Source organism: Aeromonas media (assembly GCF_000819985.1).
In the GTDB taxonomy this organism is placed as follows: domain Bacteria; phylum Pseudomonadota; class Gammaproteobacteria; order Enterobacterales; family Aeromonadaceae; genus Aeromonas; species Aeromonas media.
The window spans coordinates 1-20,762 of sequence record NZ_CDBZ01000183.1 but is presented as its reverse complement, the minus strand read 5'-3'; the positions used below and the strand labels follow the sequence as shown (position 1 = coordinate 20,762).

The following is a 20,762-nucleotide window of genomic DNA, read 5'->3' as shown; positions in this document are numbered from 1 at the left end:
ATGTTCACGATCTCGCCCTGGGATTTTGCAGTCGAAACTGCCAATATGACCAAGCAGAATATCCTGCAACAGGCGGCATCCACCATATTGTCACAGGCTAACCAGCGCCCTCAGTCCGCACTCTCGCTGCTGCAAGGCTAAGCAATAGCATCTTAGAAAAAAAGAAAAGGGCGGTTGTTCAGGCCGCCCTGGTAAGAAAGATGGAACAAAGGGGTGTTCGGATTTACGCCTTGTTCTATCGAAAGAGAGATTATCTTATTTGGTATGCCCCTCGAGTGTTGCGCAGATCGTTCACTCTGTCACTCTCGAGGTTGTTCTCCTGAGCGTAAGCTCTTTTTTGGCCGACATTGTCGGCCTTTTTTATGGGCGTCGAAAAATCGACGGCCCACAAATCAAAGCATGAATCATGCCATCTTCTATCCAGCTCCTGTGTTCACTGCTGTGTGCACCTTCTGTATCCGAGGAAAACACCGTGTTGCCAACGGCATACCCCTCTACCCCACCTTGGGCGGAGAGGCTTTGCCTCTTTGTTGATGAGAGCGGCAATAAATTTCCTAAAGCTTCCGATGGGGCTGCCGCTACAGAGTGTGAAGCAAATTGAGGGGTGTTCGGAAATCCAACATTTGCGCAACTGCGGGTCCGATGTCCGTTCAAACAGAGGGCCCGCCAGATGGTACAGACCCGTTCAATCTGTCCATCTGAACGGTGGGACCCTAGCTGCACTGACGCAAGCAGAGCCCGCAGTTTCTTGTTCATCAGGAGAAATTTTTTATGGCTATGTATATCAATACCAACACATCATCATTGAACGCCCAGCGTAACTTGATGAACACCAATAAATCGTTGGATACCTCTTACACCCGCCTGGCATCCGGTCTGCGTATCAACAGCGCCAAGGACGACGCGGCCGGCTTGCAGATCTCCAACCGTCTGACCTCTCAGGTAAATGGTCTAGATCAGGGGAACCGCAACGCCAACGACGGTATTTCGGTCGCCCAGACCGCCGAAGGGGCCATGGATGAAGTGAGCTCCATGCTGCAGCGGATGCGCACCCTGGCCCAACAGTCGGCGAACGGCTCTAACAACACCGATGATCGTACCGCACTGCAGGGGGAATATACCCAGTTGATGACCGAGATCGACCGTATCTCGAACGATACCACATTTGGTGGTCAGAAATTGCTGGACAAGAGTTACAAAGGCTCTTTCCAAGTGGGGGCGGATGCGGGACAGACCATCACCTTCAAGATCACGTCAGCCTTTACCATTAGTGGTATTGCAGGGGCGACGACAAGCAAAGCCACGGTGTCAAGTACTGGTATTCCTGCTGGGACTGACCGTTATAAAGTCAGCGTTGGATCTGGACCTGTCCAAGTGGCAGACATGAATAACATAAAAACGGCAAGTGCAGCCCAGAGCGCGATGGCTAACCTTGATTTCATGATTAAAGTGGTCGATAGCAAACGGGCGGATCTAGGTGCGGTGCAGAACCGGTTTGACTCCACCATCCGTAACCAGTCCAACGTCTCCGAGAACCTGAGCGCCGCCCGTTCCCGTATTCGTGATGCTGACTTTGCGACCGAAACCGCCAATATGACCAAGCAGAATATCCTGCAACAGGCGGCCTCCAGTATCCTGGCGCAGGCCAACCAGCGGCCGCAGTCGGCCCTGTCCCTGCTCGGTTAAGAAGGTGGATTGAGATGGGAGAAATAAGATGACAACTGAACTTGGAAACCTGTCATCTGCCAATGGCTCTTCCGTACAGCGAAGTGACAAGAGCGGCCAAGTGGCCGCTCAATTACTTTCTGGCACAGTGGAAGATGCCGGTGTTGCGCCCCAGGGAGAACGGGAGTCAAAGGAGTTGACTCGCTCGGTGCAACAGAGCCAAGCAGACATTGAAAAACAGGTACAAAATTTGCAAGAGTTTGGCCAACTACAGGGGTGGACGGTCAATTTCAGTGTGGAGAAGGAGCTGGACCAGGTGGTGATCAAGGTGATGGATGCAGAGACCAAGTCGATGATCCGTCAGATCCCCAGCGAAGAGCTGATCGCGATCAATAAGCGGATCCAGGCCTTGCGCCAGGGGGACGCGGGGGCCCACCCCAGAATCGGTTTACTGCTCGACAGTGAGATATGAGCCGTTCACGACAAAATAAGGAGACAAGACAATGGCAACGATAACATCGGCAGGGGCCGGGTCAGGTATCAACCTAGAGAGTGTGATCACGGCCAGCCTGGATGCCAGAAAGGCGCAGCTCCAGCAACCGATCACCACCAAGAAGACCAACGCCCAGATCACCCTCTCCGGGGTGGGTCAGTTGAAATCAGCCATTGCTTCCTACGTCACCACACTCAAAGGCATGGCCAAGACGGATGCGTTCAACAAGCGTGCCGTCAATATCACCCAAGACAAGGATAACCCCGTCTTCAAGGTAGAGAGCAAGGCGGGGGCCTCCAATGGTCAGTACAACATCACCGTCAATAAATTGGCGACCACCAGCAAGTTTGAAGGTACCTTCGGCAGCTCGACCGATGCCCTGATCACCGAAGATGGCACCCTGACCTTCAAGGCCGGTGACAAGACCTTCTCCGTGGACGTTAAGGCGGGCGATTCGCTGCAGACTGTGCGCAAGAAGATCAATAACAACGGTGACAACTTCGGTCTGACCGCCAATATCATCAATACTTCGGATGGCAAGTCCAAGATGGTGATCGACTCTGGGGTGAGTGGTACAGGAAAAGATTTACAGATAAGTGGTAGCACTGCAGGCCTTACCAACTTTACCTCTTCGTTGAAGCAATTTGGACCCGTGGCCAGTGACGCTGAAATAGAAGTTGACGGCAATAAACTGACCAGTCCGACAAACACCTTCGATGGCACCATCATGGGCCTGAAAGTCACCGTTTTACGCGAATCAGACAAAGAGACTGATGGCAGCAAAAAATCCAACAAGGTGGATATTACGACCGATAAAGACGGCATCAAGGCCATGGTCAAGAGCTTTATCGATGGTTATAACAGCCTGGTGAGCAAGGCAGATGCTCTGGGTAAACGAAATACCGTCGTAGCCGGTCAAAGCAAGGATGATGGCGGCGCACTGGCCGGTGATTCGGTGACCCGTAGTGTCGCGAACCAGATGAGTAGCCTTTTAATTACCCCTTCTGGCAATTCCAATGTGTTTGACACCATTTTCCAGCTTGGGGTCAAGATGGATAACAAGGGCGTACTGTCCTTGGACAGTGAGAAGTTTGACGAAGCCTTGGATAAAAACTTCGAACAGGTGGTCGCCATCTTCGGTGGTGAGAATGGGGTGGCCGGTAAGATGGCGACGGCGCTTGAGGGTTACTCCAAGACCGGTGGTTTGTTGGCACAGCGGGAAGATTCACTCAATGCGGATCTGCGGACATTGGCACAAAAGGAAGCGGATGCCTCTGCCCAACTAGTGAAATATGAGGCCAGTCTACGTGCCCGTTATGGCGGTCTGGATGCCTTGCTTACCAAGATGAATCAATCGGCATCTTATCTCAGCCTGATCAATACCTCTAATTCATCATCCTGATTAATCTTTTTCGCGATCCCGAGTGAGGGGAGTTGTCATGTATCGCAAGAATATCAAAGCCTATACCACTCAAAACCTGCAAGCCGAGATGGCGGTAGCCGATCCCTATCGTGTCATCCAGTTGATGATGCAAGGTTGCGTCGAACGCCTTGCCCAGTCGAAAGGGGCGATAGAGCGCAAGGATTTTGAAGGCAAGTCGGTTGCCATTTCCAAATGCATGGCACTCATCAATGGTCTACAAGATGCGCTGGATCTCTCTTATGGCAAGGTGCCGGAAGATCTATTTGCACTGTACGACTACATGAAACAGCGCCTGCTGGATGCGAGCCGCAGCATGGATACAGCCCCGCTGGATGAGGTGGGCCAACTGATGCTGACCATCAAGAGCGGCTGGGATGCCATCCCGGTGGAGGAGAGAATCCAGGCCCTCGCGCGCCAGCAAGCAGCGGGACAGGCCGAGTGACCAGCGAGCTGACACGACTCTACTTGCTGGGAGAACGTCTTGACGCAACCCTGAGCACCGGAGATTTCGCAGAGATCCAGGTTCTGATGGACACCTATCTGGCAGGATTGTACGCGCAGTTCCATCATCAGGATGCGCACACCATGCCTGCACTGGACAGTGAACAGCGGCGGTTGCTGCAACAATTCAAAGCCTTGTTGGAGCGGGTGGAACACGAGAAGAACCAAACTGAATCCGAGCTGCGTGGCCTGTCGAAAGCGGGGCGGGTGGCAGAGCTGTACAAGCAGAATGCGGGATAAACCTGGATGAACATCGAACAGAAGATTAGTGAAGTAGAAACTGAACTCTCCCGCCTGGGCCGCCAACACGAGCAGGAGACCGCCATGTCTCAGGTGTTGCCGCTGCGCTTCCAGCAGAACATGGCAACCTTCAAGCATAATATGCCCGGTATCCATGACTTCTTCGAACACTACCAGCCGACCCGAGCGTTTCGCTTCTTCTGCAACGAAAATGGCATTCCTAATATCTTGTGGCTGGATACCGAGGTAGCGCTCTATGGCGAGGATCCCTTTGCTGAGGCGCAGGCCCAGATCGACGAGGTGATCGAGCAGAGCGTCTTGCAGTGCATTAATTTTGCCCCGCAGTGGTATTTCGACGATCAGATCCACATCAAATACAACAATGAGATCTCCAAGCTTAAACAGCCATCGAATCAGGCTGGCCTGCCGCTTAAAGAGACGCTGTCCACGGATATTCCGCTGTCGCTGATGTACGGGATAGGGCTGGGTTACCAGTTGGGTTATCTCTATGAACGTTGCAAGGTCAGAAATCTGTTTGCCTTCGAGCCTGATCTGGACATGTTTTACGCATCGCTGTTCTGCTTCGATTGGCATTCCTTGTTTGAATACATGGAGCAAGAGGCACTGACCCTGCATCTCTTCATCGGGGTTGATGAAAAGCTGCTGGCGGCAGATATGATGGAAGCCCTGCATCGCAAGGGGGCCTTCTGGTCGGCGGCCTACTTCTCGTTTCGTCACTATCACTCCCCCAAGCTGGACAAACTCATCAACAAGGTCGAAAACGAGTTCTACTTGCTCAGGACCGGTTGGGGTTTTTTCGATGACAACGTCTATGCCTTGGCTCACAGCCACACTCATCTGCAAGATGGCACCCCCTTCCTGAAGCGTCAGCGTGATACCGGGTTGGCGGCTTCCATGCCGGTGTTTGTGGTGGGCAATGGCCCTTCGCTCGATCAGAGCATCGATTTCATCAGGCAGCATCAGTATCAGGCGATTATTATCGCCTGTGGTACGGCGGTGAGCGCACTATATAAAGCAGGGATAAAACCCGATGTCTATGTCGCCGTCGAGCGCACCAAGAGCTCGGCGGATTTCCTGCGTATCCTGAATGCCGATGACTTCCTTAAAGAGAGCGTGTTTCTGAGCGTCGATGTCATCCATCCTGAATGCAAAGGATTCTTCCGTAAGACGGGTATTACCTTCAAGCCCAATGAGCCCATGTACAAGCTATTGACCAGTCATTTCGGCGAAGCGTTCGAGTACGAGTCCATCGAATATTCGAACCCCTTTGTCGGTAATACCGGTCTTAATTATGCAGCCTTGCTTGGGTTCAAAGAGGCGTATCTTTTCGGCATCGATAATGGCTATAAATCTGCCGACAAACATCATTCAACATTGAGCCTCTATTACAACGAAAAACAGGAAGCGAAATACCAGCAAGATCTCAGTGACACCTTCCCGGCACCAGGTAATTTCGGCGGTGAGGTGCGCATCAACCATCTATTCGGCCTCTCCATCCATAACATGGAACAGGTGCTGAGCAATTACCCTGAACTGTTGTGCACCAATAGTAGCGATGGTGCTTATATCGAAGGAGCCCTGCCTCGCCGTGTCGATTCTTTGCTGGCGAATTGGCCTGTCATCGACAAGCGAACAGTGATGGATGAGATAATGGCGTCCTGCTTCCAGCCGTTTGATGTGACCAGCATCGATTTTCAGGCGGCTATCAATGCACCATTCTTCCACGACATGGTGGAGAAAATTCGCCTTGATTGGAGAGAAGTGCCCCGTGAGCACAATGCCGTACAGCTCATGATGCAGCGTCACCACGATTATCTACTCTATCTGCTGATGAGCCCGCAGAGTCACCTCTACAGAGTCTTGATCGGCTCGATGAACTATTTTTACGCCAACATCATTAGCCTGATGATGGCGCAGGCTGGGGGGGAGGAGGCTGCTCTTGCCGAGAAACTTGATGCCGCTATCGACATCCTGGATCAATTCTTCACCGATGCACAGCAACTCTATGCCGATGCTCTGCAGCGGCACGACACTGCCTACTTTATTGGTCTCAACGTGTTCAAGTAAGCCGGCAGGGTTGCCGCAATCACTTCGTTTGCGGCGTCCCTGATCTCCTTCCTACTTTAGTTCTCTGACGCGAGCAGGCTCACCAGTTCACCCTCCAGCCAGTCGGCCAGCCCCAGCCAGTCGTGGTGCTCCTGACAGGCCAGCATGGCGGTGACGATGCGGGCTACCTGCGGGTGGCGGGTTACGGGGAGCCTGGTCAGTGCTCCTTCAATGAGTCCTGGCAATGCGAGCGCACTCTCCACGTTGTGGCCCAGGCGAAAACGCTGTGCGAGGGCCATGCATTCTTGCTGCAGATTCATGGCAAAAACTCCGGATGATAGTCGCAGCCCAGCAGCGCTGCCCCATCCCGGCTGCTGTTCCAGAACCGAACCTCGGGGGTGGCGACCATATAGCGCTCCAGCTCTATCTGATAGGTGGTGAAATTGGGGTTGGTGCCGACCCGCTGGCCATGGCCATCGAGTGTCCAGCTGAGTGCCTGGCTGGCGACAGGCCCCAGAGCGCCCTCCTGCCAACCGGTATGGGTCTGCCCGCCTGGGAAGGCGAAGTCGCAACCCAGCAAAATGATCTCGCGACAGCCCATCTTGACGGCCAGATCGACGGTAGGGTGAATCACGCTGCCCCCTTGATGGAGCAACCCTTTGGGATGAGTGTGACGAAGCTGCTCATAGACGGGGCTGATGGAGTAGGCGGTAAAGCGTGGGCCTTGCCAACTCGCCAGCGTCTCATGGGGTACCATGGGGGCATATACCAAAGGAACCGAGACGAGCCCCTGGCTGGCCAGCCGATCCGGTGTCAGGGCATCGTCGATAGTAACGACCACATCCACACTGATGCCATATTGTCGCAGGGGAGTGAGTGCGGTATCGACACACAGCACCTTCCACTCGGGATGTTGTTGCAACAAGCCCGCAAGGCGAGGGAGGTGGCGTTGCAGGCTGGGACCGCTGGCGATGACCAGTGCGGTGGCATCCGGGTGTGAGCCAAATAGCGTGGCAACATCGCCATCTTCACCCACAAGTGGCAGATTCTCGGCCAGTCGCCCGGTAATGCGCGGCAAGTCGGGGGCGAAACGTTGCCTGGTGTAAGCCGCCATTACTTCGCTCACCAGTCGACCACGAATACGGCAGGCCGCATCTTCGGCCAGCTCTAGCTCGCTGGGGAGGGCGAAGAAGGGGAGGACAATCTCCTGTTCATCGGCTGCGAGACTCAGCTCGACCCTGGGGTCTTGCAGCCACTCGTCGTGCTCGAGCAAGGCCAGCACCAGAGTGAAGAGATTGTGGTGCATGATATGGACATGGAGAATTTCTAACCGGGGGCGAGTCAGCAGCACCTTCTGCAGATCGCCGAGCCCGGTGCCATAAAGATGCAGCACGGGCACATCGGGAAGGGTTGCCGCTTGAAGTTCTGCCTCGGCTACCCGGTCATGGCGGCTGGTGAGCTGGATGCCATTGACCAGCAGTGTGCTGCTGATACCTTCACACAATTCAACCTGTAGATCGCCCAGCTGTGCCACCGCGAGGTGGGCAGCAAGCCGTGGCCAACGTTGTTCGATTATTGCCAGATGGTGGCGTAGCAGCTCTTCATTCATCTGGTGCAATCCACTCCCAGTTGAGAGGCTGATTGGCGCTCAGATCGCGGCTGACCCGCTTGCCGATGAGCCGATCGTAATCGGCGGGGGGCAGGCCGAGGGCAGGGCGCACGGATTTTATATGCTCTGCGGTGAGCGCCTCTCCTGCTGCTATATCCCTGACCAGATAGAGGGAGCGGCGAAATGCGCGGTTGCCCTGTTCGCTTTCGGTAAGCTGGTAGTCGGCTACCCCGAGCGCTGCATGGGCTGTATTGACCGAGGTAATCAGCTCGGATAGTTCGGCGGGCTCCATGGAGAAGGCGCAATCCGGCCCCCCATCGGCGCGAGCCAAGGTGAAGTGCTTCTCGATGAGGGTTGCACTGAGCGCGGTAGCCGCAATGGCGGTGGCTGAGCCGAGGGTGTGATCGGAGAGCCCGACTTCAACGCCAAAACGCTGGCGCAGCATGGGGATGGTACGCAGGTTGTATTCGGCGGCGGGTGCTGGGTAGCCGCTGACACAGTGCAGCAACGCCAGCTGGCCGTTGCCATGCTTGAGCGCCATCTCGACTGCGGCGGTGATCTCGGCCTCCTTGGCCATGCCGGTGGACATGACCAGCGGCTTGCCAGCCTGTGCGGCGTAGCGAATGAGGGGAAGATCCACCAACTCGAAGGAGGCGATCTTGTAGGCCGGGCAGTCGAGGGATTCCAGCAAGTCCACCGCACTGAAATCGAACGGGCTGCTAAATACCGTCAGCCCCAGCTCGCGCCCCTTGGCAAACAGCGCCTGGTGCCACTCCCACGGGGTGTGTGCCCACTCATAAAGGTCATAGAGGCTGTGGCCATCCCACAAACCGCCGTGGATCTGAAATTCCGGTCGATCACTTTTGAGGGTGATGGTATCAGGGCGGTAGGTTTGCAGCTTGATGGCGCCGGCGCCCGCTGCTTTGGCGGCGGTCATGATAGCCAGGGCGCGGTCCAGATTGCCATTGTGGTTGGCCGACAGTTCGGCAATCACATAGGGGGCCTGTTCCTGGTTGATAGGGCGATGAGCGATCTGCATCTTTCGTCAGGTTCCTGTGCCAAGTTGCCAGCCTTGCGGCGCCTGTTGCCAGGGGGCCGGGGGCGCTATTTGCGGCGGCGCGGCAAGATAGAGGGGTAATTGGGAGAATACGTTAAGCAAGCAATGTGCCAGCTCTTGCCAAGCCTCGGGGGCAACGCATTGCCGGGCTTGCCATATCAATTGTTGACCGCTGAGGGTCAAGGTGAGCAGTGGCTTGTTCTCATGGAGTAACTGCCACTGCTGGCCATCTGGTATCAGTTGATAATCGGATTGTGGCAGCAGCCAGGCAGTGAGGCGATCCAGCCCCAGTCCATCCACCAGCCCTTGACCACGTCGGCGATAGTCATCAGCCTGCCATTCAAGGCGTTGCAGGGCCTGCATCAGCCGCTCAGGTTCAGCCAGCTCGCTCAGCGTGAGTTGTTCTGCCAACTGGAAGCGGGCGATCACGTCGTCGTTGAACTGCTGATTGTCGACGATGGGGACAGCCAGTGTCGGCAGGCCAAGGCAGGCTCGCTCCCAGGTCATGCCGCCCGCCGCACCGATGGCAAAGTCGTGTTGTTGCATCAGCTGTGCCATCTGGTCGCTCTGGCGCAGCAGCGTGAGCTGTAGAGCGGGCAGTTCGGCAACCCGTTGTTGCAGCTCGTGCCAGAAGGGATTTGCACCTCCGGCGACCAGCGTCCAGCGAATGGTATGAGCCCAGGGTAGTCGGGTCAGCGTGTTGAGGGTCGTGAGGCAGGCCCCTGCCGGATCGGCACCGCCAAAGCAGATGAGGCCACGTTGCCACCGGCTGACCTCTTGGCGTGCAAGCTTGCGATAAGCGGGGCGCAGCAGGGCATAGTCGGTGCCCAATAGCAGCCGACAGTCGCTAGGGGTGAGCAACTGGTAATCGGCGGCGCTGCGCAGTGGCCCCTGATCCAGCAGCAGCTGACCGTGATGAGGGCGATCGGCCAGATCGTCGATGATCAGCGACTGACCACAGAGCATGGCCAGTTTCTGTTCGATCTGCCGATCCATCTGGTAGTGATCACACACCAGCCACTCTGGGCGCAAGGTGGACAAGGGGCCTGGATCATCCAGAGCACAAAGGAGGTGATGCTGGTGGAACTGCAGCAGAGGTAACAGGTGAATCGGTAGTTGATGACAGAGAAAGTGGCACTCGGCGCCAGCCGTTTTCAGCCGGTCGGCGATGGCCAGACAGCGCATCAGATGGCCCAGGCCGATCTCGGCGCTGGCATCAAGCCGGAAGGCAACCTTAAACGCCATTTTGGGCCAACACTTGATAGAGTAGTTCGGCCAGATGCCAATCTTCCGGCGTATCGATATCGACCACTCTGTGTCTTGGCAGAATATGACCGATCCCCTCTCCACCGATGGGGCTGATCCCACCCAACCAGGCGTCCTGCGTCCCCCAATAGAACTGGCCAGCATCCTGATAGGCAGGTTCCAGATCCTGGGAGCGTTTGGCCATCTGTTCCGGCCAGAAGGGGGTGACCCGGTCCCGCTCGTCCATCCGGACTGCGCGCTGGATGGGAAAGCCAAATTCTGCCACCGTATAGACGAAGGGAGCCTGGCTTGCGATCAGCCGCTGATAGGCGGCCTTCAGGTCATCGGCCTGGATAAGCGGGACCGTTGCATAGATGCAGCAGTAGTGTTGGGCCTGGATTCTGAGTTTGTCGAGTCGCGCAATCGTGTCGATCACCACAGGGGTGGTACCTGTGTGATCATCGGCGAGGTTGGCTGGCCGCAGAAATGGCACTTCCGCGCCCAGTTGACGAGCGACTTCGGCAATCTCGTCATCATCGGTGGAGACCACCACCTTGCTGAAACAGCCCGATTTTTGCGCCGCCTGGATAGCATAGGCGAGCATGGGCTTACCACAGAAGGGGCGGATATTCTTGCGTGGAATGCGTTTGCTGCCACCCCGGGCCGGGATAATGGCGATGGCCATGATGGGCTCTCTCTGCTGGATTAATGACTGGCCAAAGCCAGAGTAATCGATGACAACTCTTTGATTATTTTTGATATTATACTGGTTTTTCTGTTTGTATTATCGATTTTTGCTACGGAATGACAGCAGTTTGGTCGATAAGAGAGGCAGGTCATGGAAACTGGATGGCGTGAAGATGAGTTATGGCGTTGAGCTACGCCCGATAGAGCTGTGGGATCTTCCCGCTTTGCGACGTTGGCGCAATCAGGATGAGGTGCGAATGCAGATGGTATCCCAGACGCGCATTTCGCCACGGCAACAGCGCCAATGGTTCACCGTCACCCGTGAACGCCGGGAGCAGCAGCACTGGGTGCTCTGGTGCAAGGGCGTGCGCACTGGCTACGTCAATCTTAAAGGTGAGTACCAGGGTGAGCTGCAGGGTCAGGCAATCGCCGATGCGGGACTCTATCTGGGCAACTCAACCGTGCGGCATCCCATGCTGGCCGTTGCTGCCGCCTTATCCCAGCTTGATCAGGGCTTTGATAGGTTGAATATAGGTTGTATCCGAACGTTGGTTCGGGAGAGCAATAGCTCGGCCTTGCGCTTGAATGAACAACTGGGTTATCGCCAGATAGGGCAAGAGAACGGATTTTTCGCATTGGAACTGCTACCTGCTGATTACTATGCCGCCCGTGAGCGGCTACGGAGATTTTTCAGATGACAATGGCATTGGAACAGGTTTTTGCCGAGGCTTTGGGTATTGATATCGGCGGCGTCAGCGATGGGCTGGCTTACAACAGTATCCCGCAGTGGGATTCCGTAGCCCATATGGGGCTGATTGCCCAGTTGGAAGATCACTACGGCGTGTTGCTCGATACCGATGACATTATCGACATGAGTTCGGTCGGCAAGGCGCGAGAGATCCTGGCCAAATACGGAGTCTCTCTCTGATGCAGGGGCTGTTGCAGGGCAAGCGGGTGTTGATCACCGGTGCCGGGCGTGGCATCGGCCTTGCCATCGCCCGCCAGTTTGCCTCTCAGGGGGCAGAACTATGGCTGGGGGGCCGTGATGAGGTGGCGATGAGCCAGCTGGCGGCCGCGCTATGTTCCGAGTTCGGCGTGCCCTGCCAGCCCCTTTGTTTTGATGTAACTGAGCCGGTGGCGGTCAAGCAAGCCTTTCAGCAGCTGTTTGCCCAGACCAGAGCGCTGGATGTGCTGGTCAACAATGCCGGCATGCTGGAAGAGGCGTTATTGGGGATGGCGAACCAAACCCATCTGCAAAAGACGTTCAGCAACAATACCTTTAGCGTGATCTACTGCAGCCAGTATGCTGCGCGCATGATGCAACGCAGCGATGGCGGCAGTATCATCAATCTCGCCTCCTTGATGGGGCAAGTTGGGGCGGTGGGGCTCAGCAGCTATGCCGGCAGCAAGGCGGCGGTGATCGGAATCACCCAGTCATTGGCCAAGGAGCTGGCCGCCAGCCAGATCCGTGTTAATGCCATTGCCCCCGGTTTTATCGATACCGATATGGCGCACGCCATCCCGGAAGAGAAGTTTACCGAGCGGGTGGCCAGCATCGCCATGGGACGGATTGGCACGCCAGATGAAGTGGCCAAGGTGGCCCTGTTTCTCGCATCCGACTTGTCGAGCTATGTGACCGGTCAGGTGATCGGGGTCGATGGGGGGATGGTGATTTGAACCAGCCTGATTTGCTGACGCATCTGGTTGAAGGCAATGACGAGCCCGCCTGGCGAGACCAGCAAGAGGGGTGGCTCAGTTATAATGAACTGGCACGGCGTGTGGCGCAGTTGGCCACTACCTATCCTGCCGGTCGACATTTGGTCTACCTGCCATTTGTGACGTCCACCCGACATCTGTTGCACTACTTGCTGGCCCTGCGTGATGGCCATGCCATCATGCTGGCCGATCCTGCACAGGATGTGCAGTTGCATCGTGAACAGTGCCAGCGCTTTGGTGTCAGTTTGCGGGTATTGGAAGATGGGGCAGTGGAGCATCTTGGCGATGTGCCTTCACTTCACCCTGAGCTGGCCATGCTGCTGCCGACATCGGGCAGTACAGGGTCCTGCAAATGGGTGCGATTGTCGCGAGCCAATCTTGATGCCAATGCCGCGGCCATCGCCGAATATTTGGCGCTGAACGGGGATGAGCGAGCCATCACCTCGTTACCACTTTTTTACTCCTTCGGTATGTCGGTGCTTAACAGCCATCTTTTGGCTGGAGCCTCTCTGGTTTCATGCACAGCTAGTCCCCTTGAGCGCCAATTTTGGGATGAGGTAAATCGCCATCAGGTCACCAGCGTGGCGGGGGTGCCGTTTACCTTTCAGATGCTAAACCGCTTGCGTTTTGACTGGGCGCGTTATCCAAGCCTGGTGACACTGACCCAGGCAGGAGGACGGCTTGAGCCGGCACTGGCAAAACAGTTTGCCGAGCAGGCATCTGCGCTGGGGCGCCGTTTTTTCGTGATGTATGGCCAGACAGAAGCCGCACCGCGCATCGCCTGGTTGGCACACGAGGAAGTGATGATTGTCCCGGATGCCATCGGCCGTGCCGTACCGGGCGGGCGCCTCTCTCTGCGTCATGAGCCCGGCTTTCCCGACGGGGTGGGGGAGTTGGTCTACGAAGGGCCAAATGTGATGTTTGGCTATGCCGAACGCCCTGAAGATCTGACTCGGGGGCGTGATATGGATGTGCTCTTTACCGGCGATCTGGCTCGTTGTGATGAGGCGGGTCGATTCTATCTGACCGGGCGGCTCAACCGTTTCCTGAAGCTGTTTGGCAAACGAGTGAGCTTGGCTGAAGTGGAAGCCTGGTTGCAGGCGAGGGGCTATTCCTGCGCCGCGACCGGCCGCGATGATCGCCTGTTGGTAGCCATCGAGGCAGACGGGGGCTCCAGTGATGCACTACAGCTGGAGCTGGCCCGCTGGCTGATGGTGCCGCCATCAAGCGTACGCATCTATCGGCATCATTTACCACGACGCAGCAATATGAAAATTGATTATCCGGCTTTGTTAACACAACTGGAGCAGGTATGAACACACTGTTTGATGCGCCGGTTTTTGGGCTGCCCCAACAGGAAAAAAGTGGGCTGCTCCTTGCTCGCCTAAATGAATTGACACAGCTCCATGCGCAGGGGTGCCCAGCATTTGCCAATATTCTGTCTGCATTTAGCTGGGGTCAGGCCTCGACGTACCAAGAGCTCCCCTATCTGGCCGCCCGCTTGTTCAAATTGGCCCAGTGGCAGAGTGTACCGCAAGAAGAAGTATTCAAGGTGCTCACCTCCTCTGGCACCACGGGGACGCCGTCACGCATCGTGCTCGATCGGGATACTGCCGCCTTGCAGAGCAAGGTGTTGGTGAAGATCCTGCAAGAGTTCGTCGGCAAGCAACGGCTGCCCATGCTGCTGGTGGAGCAACCCGCTCTAATTCAAAACCGCAGCGGTTTTTCAGCCCGCGGCGCCGGTGCGCTGGGGCTCTCCTTCCTTGGCCGTGACCATACCTATGCCCTTGATGAGCAGATGCGGCCCAACTGGCCGGTCATCGAGGCGTTTTGTGACAAATATGCGGGCCAGCCAGTCCTGTTGTTCGGCTTTACCTTCATGGTATGGCAATGTTTGTTGGAGCCGCTGCGTGAACGCGGTCTGGAACTGCCGTTGACGCAGGGCACGCTTTTTCACAGCGGTGGTTGGAAGAAGCTGCAACACCTCGCGGTGGATAATCCGGCCTTCAAGCTGCGCTGCCATGAACAGTTGGGGCTGAGTCGGGTACACAACTTCTATGGCATGGTGGAGCAGGTGGGGTCGGTGTTTGTCGAGTGTAAAGCCGGTCATCTGCATGCCCCGGTGTTTGCCGATGTGCTGGTGCGGGATCCGGTGAGTCTATTGCCGCTCTCGCAGGGACAACGCGGATTGTTGCAAGTTGTATCGGCGATCCCGCAGAGCTACCCAGGACACAGTCTGCTGACCGAGGATCTTGGTGTGTTGCTGGGTGAGGATGATTGCCCCTGCGGCCGTCGCGGTCGTTATTTTACGGTGCTGGGCCGCCAGAGTGGAGCGGAGGTGCGCGGATGCAGCGACACCTTTCAATAGCGGATGCGCTGCCGCGTGATGGCATCGAATTTGTCATGCCTGCCTGTGACTGGCGAGGCTTTGAGTCCGCGCCATTGCCGGCGAGTAGCGCAGTGGTGCTGGACTTTGTGTCGGTGCTGTCTAGGCGTCTGATGGCGCAGGGAAACCTGTGGCCGGATCTGGTTGCATTAGGTTTCTGGCTGCGGCCGACGGCGGTGCGAAGCCATCTGGCGGCTTACGGCTCGGCCATGCCGTTAGGTCTGAGCTTTCACCTCGTCCCCTCCAATGTACCGACCTTGGCGATCTTCTCGTGGTTGATGGCGCTTTTCATGGGCAACAGCAGCATCCTTCGCTTGTCACAACGGCAGGATCCGGTTCAACAGCAGTTGCTGGCGGTGTGTGCCGATTTGTTGGCGGAGCCTGATTGGCAGGCCATCGTGTCCCGGGTGCGGTTTATTCGCTATGCCCATGATGACCATTTGACGGCCCGCTTCTCGGCGCTGTGTCAACTGCGGGTGATCTGGGGCGGTGATCGGACTGTGCAGCAGATCCGTGCAATAGCCCTGGCTCCGCAGGCGCGGGAGCTGGTGTTCCCCGATCGTCGTTCCCTGGCTCTACTGTCTGGCGAGGGATTGGCTTTGCTGTCGGAGGTTGAGCTGGCTATGACCTGCTCGCGACTGGCGCAGGATATAAGCCAGTTCAATCAACAAGCCTGTGCATCGCCAACCACCTTGGTGTGGCTGGGTGAGATACCCACTGCATTACGCGAACGGGTATACCTGGCGCTGGCTGAGCCCTTCTTGGCCGAACCGTCTTGGGGTATGACCCGTCTGGTCAACTGTCAGCTTGCGGTAGCGCAGGGAGCGGCCAGTGTTTGTCGAATGCAGAAGGGATTGACCTTGCTGCGCCGGACCCATGAGGAGGGTGCACTGACGGTTGGAGGGGGAGTGTTACTGGAGCTGAATGTACTGGCCGATACCGCCGAACAGGCTCTGGCATTGTGGTTGAGCCGCGGTGAGAACATACAGACCTGTGTGTGTGTCGGTATTGCTCCGGCGCGAGTGCATGAACTCGGGCGTCAATATCCCGCTACTCGAATTGACAGGGTGGTTGCGCCTGGGCAGGCACTGGCCTTTGACTGGTTCTGGGATGGGCAGGATCTATTGAACGCTTATAGTCGTTGTGTCCGGGTGTAACGCCGGATGGACACTACTGGATACGAGACAGGGGATAAATGATAACATTTTTTGGTAAGAAAAAAGAGCAAGTTCTGATCTTTGGTACCGGATCTGGCGGAATGAACTTCTACCAGAACAACCGTAGCCGTTATCAGATTGTTGGGTTTCTTGATAATAACAAGCAGAAGCATGGACATAAATTATTTGGTCAATCGATATATGCACCGCAATCACTGGGGAGCTTGTCATTTGATAAGATAATCATCGCCAGTGATTACTATGTCGAAATCCATGCCCAGTTAATAAAACAACTTGAAGTGGATGCAGAAAGGATAGAGGTATTTCAACCCAATCACTTGATAAATACTTCTTGGTGGTATCGACTAAAAAAATTAATTGATCAGCGTTGCTATTTAATCATGTGCCGAAAGTCAGGATGGATTTCCACGCTATTATTTAATCTGTTCTATGGTCGCATTCGTGGTTCTAGTAATACGAAAATGATGCCATTCAGCTGGCTGGATACACAAAGTGATTTTCGGATTCATATTTTCCGCGAGGCAATACCTGCTGTGGTTAGGGGACCTGCCTATCTCGATCGTCCAAAAATAATCGCTGATATTGTATTGCCGGAAGTGGCTCTTTATCGTATCCACGATGGTCAAGTCTGTTCTGTTTCTCGCTCTGTCATCTTGCCTGGAAATAGACTTTTAATTGAGCGTGTCATACCGGCTGTTACAAACAATGCCGACTATAGCTGTGCTCACCTTCTCTACCATGGGGAAAAGCTGGCATTGGTCAGACAAGATCAACCAGAATATATTGATAAAGGGATTCTCATTAGTGGCGGCAGTGAAACCAATTATTATCATTGGATGCTGGAAATATTGAGTCAGCTTCAGTTTATTGAGGAGATGCCTGATGAATATAATGGTTATCCAATTCTTATTTCTGTCTCTAGCCAAAAAATCTCGTCTATCAAGACTTTTATTGATGCAGCAAAAATAAGTCGCAGATTTATTTATTTAAATAATATCACATCCTATCGGGTCGAAGATTTATTATTGATTACTCCTCCTAATAATCTGGTTGCTAATCTTAAAGATACGACTTGGAGTAATGTGGTTAACTCTTATGTTAGAAAGGAGTCCATTGATTATCTACGCCATGTAGCATTTCAGGCTTGTCTTTCTTCAGCAAGCGCTCCGCTTCCCAAACGTATTTTTTTCGCCAGAAAAGGCTTTATTCGCCATTATAACCAAAATGAAATAATGGACGCGCTGTCGGTATTCGGCTTTACTTTTGTTTATATGGAAGATCTTAGCTTTTGTGAGCAAGTTTCCTTGATGGCTCAAGCTGAAATTATTGTTGGGCCAACAGGCGCTGCTTGGACAAATATAATTTTTGCCTCGCCAGGAACTAAAGCTTTATGTTGGATGGCTAGGGATGCGGGAGACCTTTCCTGTTTTTCAAATATAGCCTATGTGCTGGATATCGATTTGAATTATTTGAGTTATGAAGTCAGAACATCAAATACACGGGAAATTTATTATGCATCCTACACTATGGATCCTAATCGGATTGTTAGCTGGGTAAAAAATAATCTGCCCGAAGAGAATTGTAATCAGGCAAATATAGAGTTGAATTATGAGGGGGCTGTATGAAGATTAATTTTATTCAGTTTCAGACACATGGTGACGATCGTGGTTCATTGATTTCTCTTGAACAGGAAAAAAATATTCCATTCGAAATTCAGCGTATTTATTACATATTTAATACTAAAGAAGGTGTTCGTCGTGGCTTTCATGCCCACAAAAAGTTGAAGCAAATTGCTATCGTTATTAGTGGCTCTTGCCGTTTTGTTCTTGATGATGGTAAGGAACGAATTGATATTCTGATGGATAATCCTGGTCAGGGATTATATATCGACTCGTTTATCTGGAGAGAAATGTACAATTTTTCTGAAGATTGTGTATTGCTTGTTATTGCCGATAAACGCTATGAGGAAGTCGATTATATTCGCAGTTATGAAGAATTTCTGCAATTAGTTGGAGGTTATTATGCTTCTTCTTGATTCCCTGAGTGCACAAACGATTCGCTTTCGATTAGCAATGCCCGCAGATGCTGCTTTCATTCACTCATTACGTTCGAATGAAAGATATAATCAGCACTTGTCGCAAACTCAGGGGGGAGAGATAGAACAGAGACTCTGGCTCGAGAATTACAAGCAGCGCGAGCTGGATGGTAAAGAGTATTATTTCATTATCGAGCGTATTGATGGCGTACCGATCGGAACTGTACGGCTATATGATTTCAGACCAGATATTAATTCTTTCTGTTGGGGCAGTTGGATCTTGAATGAACACAAGACATCGACAGCGGCAATTGAAAGTACTTTATTGGTTTATCATGTCGGATTATATCTATTGGCATTTGCACAATCGCATTTCGATGTTCGTCTTGAAAATCAGCATGTCATTCGCTTCCATTTAAAAACGGGAGCCATGGAAACTCACCGTGACGAACAAGATGTATTCTTTGTATTTAATCGAGATAATCATCAGGTTTTGTTGCAGAAATTTGGTCGGTATCTGAGTCCGTCATTATGATAAAATTTTTAGATGTTGGTTCTGTAAATAATAAATATGCTGATGAATTAAAATCAGCATGTGCACGAGTTATTGACTCAGGTTGGTATATTGCGGGAAAAGAGCTAACTCAATTTGAATCTGATTTTGCTCATTATAATGGAGTCCAATCAGCTATCGGTGTTGGCAATGGCTGTGATGCGTTGTCTTTGGTGCTTCGTGCTTGGAAAGAACTGGGAAAGTTGCAGCCCGGTGATGAGGTTATTGTTCAACGTAACACGTTTATTGCTACCGTCTCAGCGATTGTTGAAAGTGGTTTAGTTCCAATATTAGTCGATGTTGATCCTCGAACATTCAATTTAGATCCACGATTGTTGGTGCAGGCCAGATCACCTCGAACGCGCGTGGTTATTCCTGTGCATTTGTACGGCCAGTTAGCACCGATGCCAGAAATTATGGCATTAGCTAAAGAATATCAATGGCTTGTATTAGAAGATTGTGCTCAAGCTCATGGTGCTGAGGTAAACGGTATCAAGGCGGGTGCTTGGGGAGACGCTGCTGCTTTCAGTTTCTATCCAGGTAAAAATCTGGGGGCTCTCGGTGATGCCGGTTGTATCACGACCAATGATACTGTTCTGGCCAATATGCTATTTATGCTGCGCAATTATGGCTCGAGTGTTAAATATCATCATGACTATATTGGCGTGAATAGCCGGCTCGATGAAATTCAGGCAGCAGTGCTCAGTGTAAAACTTGTGTATCTGGATGCCGATACACAGCAAAGACGAGATATTGCTGAACGCTATTTAACTCAGATTAACAATCCATTGATTATATTACCGCAAGTGAATTACCGGTTCGGTCACGTTTGGCACTTGTTTGTCATCCGTTGTTCATTTCGTGACAAACTTCAGGAATATCTGGCCGTTCACGATATTCAGACTATGATACATTACCCATATCCTGTTGATTACCATAAACCTTATTCAAATCTGAAAGTTATCAATTCGGAAGTAAATGGCGGAGCCCATGAGTCAATCTTGTCTTTGCCGCTTTATCCGACGCTGAGTCACGAGTCGCAAGAATACATTATAAAAATAATTAATCAGTTTTCGATATAAAAGCAGGCAGCAAAATGGCGATAAACCAAGCATTCAGGAAATTAGCTTTCTTTGTTCATACCGCAGAAATGTGTAATCACTACCAGTCCGTGTGGCGTATATTGGGCCAGGATGGGTTTGATGTGGTATTGCATGGAACCGCAAGTGAAATGGCCGAAAGTCGTGCCTTTATTGGGTGGATGGGCTATACGTGCCATAATAGTGGTTACGTGCTTAAGTCGGGCCATTACTACGACATAGTGGTCTCGAATCACAGTATGTTTGATCACGGTAGACAACCACTCATTCATGCATTGGGACGATACCAAGTTCGCTTCATGTATGCTCTTGGTAAGGCAAAACATAATTTTTCCAGCTGGAATTCGCATTATGATCTGATTCTTTGTTTTGGTCCTTGGCAGGCGGAGCGTATGAAGAAATGTTGTTCCGCTGTTACATTTAAGATGGGTTATCCACGTTATGATGATTATTTTCTTCAGCCGGATCTCCAGAACGTCTGTCCAGCGGATCTGGGGCTGGATCCAGATAAAAAAACGGTACTCTGGTTGCCCACCTGGCTTGAGCTTTCGTCGTTACCTCTATTTGCGGATGCCATGTCGGCCTTGTGTGATCAATACAATGTGATCGTTAAAACTCATCCTCTATCGGCTAAAAATGAGCCTGATGTCTTACAAGCTCTCAGGCAATATTCCTTTACTGCCGTCATCACCCATGTTTATGATAATCTTGCGCTGTTTCGATGTGCTGATTTTATTGTTTGCGACTATGGTGGAACACCTTTTGGTGCTATCTATCTGGATAAAAATTTACCTGATTACCCATGAT

23 protein-coding genes are annotated in these 20,762 nt (G+C 53.0%); 18 read left to right on the top strand and 5 right to left on the bottom strand.

The window, feature by feature from the left end:
• The 7 genes from BN1127_RS21755 to BN1127_RS15700 all read left to right on the top strand — a co-directional run.
• On the top strand, positions 1-141 hold a 141-nt coding region (locus BN1127_RS21755; RefSeq protein ID WP_269425373.1), incomplete at its 5' end, for a flagellin.
• Between the two features lie 630 nt (positions 142-771).
• Complete coding sequence (gene flaB, locus BN1127_RS15725; protein WP_042650044.1) at positions 772-1,686, top strand: flagellin B; 915 nt, start codon at positions 772-774, stop codon at positions 1,684-1,686.
• Between the two features lie 28 nt (positions 1,687-1,714).
• Positions 1,715-2,137, top strand: coding sequence for a flagellar protein FlaG (locus BN1127_RS15720; protein ID WP_042650043.1), 423 nt, complete (start codon positions 1,715-1,717; stop codon positions 2,135-2,137).
• Between the two features lie 31 nt (positions 2,138-2,168).
• Positions 2,169-3,560 carry a flagellar filament capping protein FliD gene (gene fliD / locus BN1127_RS15715; RefSeq protein WP_042650042.1) on the top strand — a complete coding sequence of 464 codons (1,392 nt, stop codon included), beginning with the start codon at positions 2,169-2,171 and terminating at the stop codon, positions 3,558-3,560.
• A gap of 37 nt (positions 3,561-3,597) precedes the next feature.
• The gene (gene fliS, locus BN1127_RS15710; protein WP_042650041.1) at positions 3,598-4,023 is read left to right on the top strand and encodes a flagellar export chaperone FliS; all 426 of its coding nucleotides are present in this window, start codon (positions 3,598-3,600) and stop codon (positions 4,021-4,023) included.
• Positions 4,020-4,322: a hypothetical protein gene (locus tag BN1127_RS15705; protein WP_048824860.1), complete on the top strand. Its 303-nt coding sequence runs from the start codon at positions 4,020-4,022 to the stop codon at positions 4,320-4,322. Before fliS ends, BN1127_RS15705 begins: the two co-directional genes overlap by 4 nt.
• A gap of 6 nt (positions 4,323-4,328) precedes the next feature.
• Entirely contained in the window at positions 4,329-6,410 is a 2,082-nt protein-coding gene (locus BN1127_RS15700; protein WP_042650040.1) for a motility associated factor glycosyltransferase family protein, read from the top strand.
• Between the two features lie 56 nt (positions 6,411-6,466).
• On the opposite strand, the gene BN1127_RS15695 is transcribed toward BN1127_RS15700, so the two are convergent.
• From BN1127_RS15695 to pseF, 5 genes are read right to left on the bottom strand one after another with little or no spacing between them, the layout of a single operon-like run.
• Positions 6,467-6,709 carry a hypothetical protein gene (locus BN1127_RS15695; RefSeq protein WP_042650039.1) on the bottom strand — a complete coding sequence of 81 codons (243 nt, stop codon included), beginning with the start codon at positions 6,707-6,709 and terminating at the stop codon, positions 6,467-6,469.
• Positions 6,706-7,998, bottom strand: a complete 1,293-nt coding sequence (locus BN1127_RS15690; RefSeq protein ID WP_042650038.1) for a motility associated factor glycosyltransferase family protein — start codon at positions 7,996-7,998, stop codon at positions 6,706-6,708. The genes BN1127_RS15695 and BN1127_RS15690 overlap by 4 nt, the downstream gene beginning before the upstream one ends.
• Entirely contained in the window at positions 7,991-9,037 is a 1,047-nt protein-coding gene (pseI, locus tag BN1127_RS15685; RefSeq protein WP_042650037.1) for a pseudaminic acid synthase, read from the bottom strand. Before pseI ends, BN1127_RS15690 begins: the two co-directional genes overlap by 8 nt.
• 6 nt (positions 9,038-9,043) lie before the next feature.
• Entirely contained in the window at positions 9,044-10,300 is a 1,257-nt protein-coding gene (pseG, locus tag BN1127_RS15680) for a UDP-2,4-diacetamido-2,4,6-trideoxy-beta-L-altropyranose hydrolase (protein ID WP_042650036.1), read from the bottom strand.
• The gene (gene pseF / locus BN1127_RS15675; protein ID WP_042650035.1) at positions 10,290-10,985 is read right to left on the bottom strand and encodes a pseudaminic acid cytidylyltransferase; all 696 of its coding nucleotides are present in this window, start codon (positions 10,983-10,985) and stop codon (positions 10,290-10,292) included. The genes pseG and pseF overlap by 11 nt, the downstream gene beginning before the upstream one ends.
• 175 nt (positions 10,986-11,160) lie before the next feature.
• Between pseF and BN1127_RS15670 the strand changes: the two genes are divergently transcribed.
• Genes BN1127_RS15670 through BN1127_RS21735 form a run of 11 tightly spaced genes read left to right on the top strand, consistent with a single transcriptional unit; the run spans position 11,161 to position 20,761 of the window.
• A complete protein-coding gene (locus tag BN1127_RS15670) occupies positions 11,161-11,685 on the top strand; it encodes a GNAT family N-acetyltransferase (protein ID WP_042650046.1) in 525 nt (174 codons plus the stop codon).
• Positions 11,682-11,915: an acyl carrier protein gene (locus BN1127_RS15665; RefSeq protein ID WP_042650034.1), complete on the top strand. Its 234-nt coding sequence runs from the start codon at positions 11,682-11,684 to the stop codon at positions 11,913-11,915. The genes BN1127_RS15670 and BN1127_RS15665 overlap by 4 nt, the downstream gene beginning before the upstream one ends.
• Positions 11,915-12,664, top strand: coding sequence for an SDR family NAD(P)-dependent oxidoreductase (locus BN1127_RS15660; protein WP_042650033.1), 750 nt, complete (start codon positions 11,915-11,917; stop codon positions 12,662-12,664). Before BN1127_RS15665 ends, BN1127_RS15660 begins: the two co-directional genes overlap by 1 nt.
• Positions 12,661-14,019, top strand: coding sequence for an AMP-binding protein (locus BN1127_RS15655; RefSeq protein ID WP_082030128.1), 1,359 nt, complete (start codon positions 12,661-12,663; stop codon positions 14,017-14,019). Before BN1127_RS15660 ends, BN1127_RS15655 begins: the two co-directional genes overlap by 4 nt.
• Positions 14,016-15,071 (top strand): LuxE/PaaK family acyltransferase, encoded by a 1,056-nt coding sequence (locus BN1127_RS15650; RefSeq protein ID WP_042650032.1) that lies wholly within the window; start codon positions 14,016-14,018, stop codon positions 15,069-15,071. The genes BN1127_RS15655 and BN1127_RS15650 overlap by 4 nt, the downstream gene beginning before the upstream one ends.
• The gene (locus BN1127_RS15645; RefSeq protein ID WP_042650031.1) at positions 15,050-16,246 is read left to right on the top strand and encodes an acyl-CoA reductase; all 1,197 of its coding nucleotides are present in this window, start codon (positions 15,050-15,052) and stop codon (positions 16,244-16,246) included. Before BN1127_RS15650 ends, BN1127_RS15645 begins: the two co-directional genes overlap by 22 nt.
• Before the next feature lie 38 nt (positions 16,247-16,284).
• Positions 16,285-17,892, top strand: coding sequence for a glycosyltransferase family 61 protein (locus BN1127_RS21750; RefSeq protein ID WP_082030127.1), 1,608 nt, complete (start codon positions 16,285-16,287; stop codon positions 17,890-17,892).
• Positions 17,889-18,302: a sugar 3,4-ketoisomerase gene (locus BN1127_RS15635; RefSeq protein ID WP_042650029.1), complete on the top strand. Its 414-nt coding sequence runs from the start codon at positions 17,889-17,891 to the stop codon at positions 18,300-18,302. The genes BN1127_RS21750 and BN1127_RS15635 overlap by 4 nt, the downstream gene beginning before the upstream one ends.
• On the top strand, positions 18,289-18,837 hold the full coding sequence (locus BN1127_RS21745; protein ID WP_082030126.1) for a GNAT family N-acetyltransferase: 549 nt from the start codon (positions 18,289-18,291) through the stop codon (positions 18,835-18,837). Before BN1127_RS15635 ends, BN1127_RS21745 begins: the two co-directional genes overlap by 14 nt.
• Complete coding sequence (locus BN1127_RS21740; protein WP_082030125.1) at positions 18,834-19,937, top strand: DegT/DnrJ/EryC1/StrS family aminotransferase; 1,104 nt, start codon at positions 18,834-18,836, stop codon at positions 19,935-19,937. Before BN1127_RS21745 ends, BN1127_RS21740 begins: the two co-directional genes overlap by 4 nt.
• Before the next feature lie 14 nt (positions 19,938-19,951).
• Entirely contained in the window at positions 19,952-20,761 is an 810-nt protein-coding gene (locus BN1127_RS21735) for a CDP-glycerol glycerophosphotransferase family protein (RefSeq protein WP_082030124.1), read from the top strand.
• The last annotated feature ends 1 nt before the right edge of the window (position 20,762 follow it).

Bases quoted from the DNA above. Each gene is read 5' to 3' on its own strand.
- flaB (WP_042650044.1), top strand. From the start codon at position 772: ATGGCTATGTATATCAATACCAACACATCATCATTGAACGCCCAGCGT.
- BN1127_RS15720 (WP_042650043.1), top strand. From the start codon at position 1,715: ATGACAACTGAACTTGGAAACCTGTCATCTGCCAATGGCTCTTCCGTA.
- fliD (WP_042650042.1), top strand. From the start codon at position 2,169: ATGGCAACGATAACATCGGCAGGGGCCGGGTCAGGTATCAACCTAGAG.
- fliS (WP_042650041.1), top strand. From the start codon at position 3,598: ATGTATCGCAAGAATATCAAAGCCTATACCACTCAAAACCTGCAAGCC.
- BN1127_RS15700 (WP_042650040.1), top strand. From the start codon at position 4,329: ATGAACATCGAACAGAAGATTAGTGAAGTAGAAACTGAACTCTCCCGC.
- BN1127_RS15695 (WP_042650039.1), bottom strand. From the start codon at position 6,709: ATGAATCTGCAGCAAGAATGCATGGCCCTCGCACAGCGTTTTCGCCTG.
- BN1127_RS15690 (WP_042650038.1), bottom strand. From the start codon at position 7,998: ATGAATGAAGAGCTGCTACGCCACCATCTGGCAATAATCGAACAACGT.
- pseI (WP_042650037.1), bottom strand. From the start codon at position 9,037: ATGCAGATCGCTCATCGCCCTATCAACCAGGAACAGGCCCCCTATGTG.
- pseG (WP_042650036.1), bottom strand. From the start codon at position 10,300: ATGGCGTTTAAGGTTGCCTTCCGGCTTGATGCCAGCGCCGAGATCGGC.
- pseF (WP_042650035.1), bottom strand. From the start codon at position 10,985: ATGGCCATCGCCATTATCCCGGCCCGGGGTGGCAGCAAACGCATTCCA.
- BN1127_RS15670 (WP_042650046.1), top strand. From the start codon at position 11,161: ATGAGTTATGGCGTTGAGCTACGCCCGATAGAGCTGTGGGATCTTCCC.
- BN1127_RS15665 (WP_042650034.1), top strand. From the start codon at position 11,682: ATGACAATGGCATTGGAACAGGTTTTTGCCGAGGCTTTGGGTATTGAT.
- BN1127_RS15660 (WP_042650033.1), top strand. From the start codon at position 11,915: ATGCAGGGGCTGTTGCAGGGCAAGCGGGTGTTGATCACCGGTGCCGGG.
- BN1127_RS15650 (WP_042650032.1), top strand. From the start codon at position 14,016: ATGAACACACTGTTTGATGCGCCGGTTTTTGGGCTGCCCCAACAGGAA.
- BN1127_RS15645 (WP_042650031.1), top strand. From the start codon at position 15,050: ATGCAGCGACACCTTTCAATAGCGGATGCGCTGCCGCGTGATGGCATC.
- BN1127_RS21750 (WP_082030127.1), top strand. From the start codon at position 16,285: ATGATAACATTTTTTGGTAAGAAAAAAGAGCAAGTTCTGATCTTTGGT.
- BN1127_RS15635 (WP_042650029.1), top strand. From the start codon at position 17,889: ATGAAGATTAATTTTATTCAGTTTCAGACACATGGTGACGATCGTGGT.
- BN1127_RS21745 (WP_082030126.1), top strand. From the start codon at position 18,289: ATGCTTCTTCTTGATTCCCTGAGTGCACAAACGATTCGCTTTCGATTA.
- BN1127_RS21740 (WP_082030125.1), top strand. From the start codon at position 18,834: ATGATAAAATTTTTAGATGTTGGTTCTGTAAATAATAAATATGCTGAT.
- BN1127_RS21735 (WP_082030124.1), top strand. From the start codon at position 19,952: ATGGCGATAAACCAAGCATTCAGGAAATTAGCTTTCTTTGTTCATACC.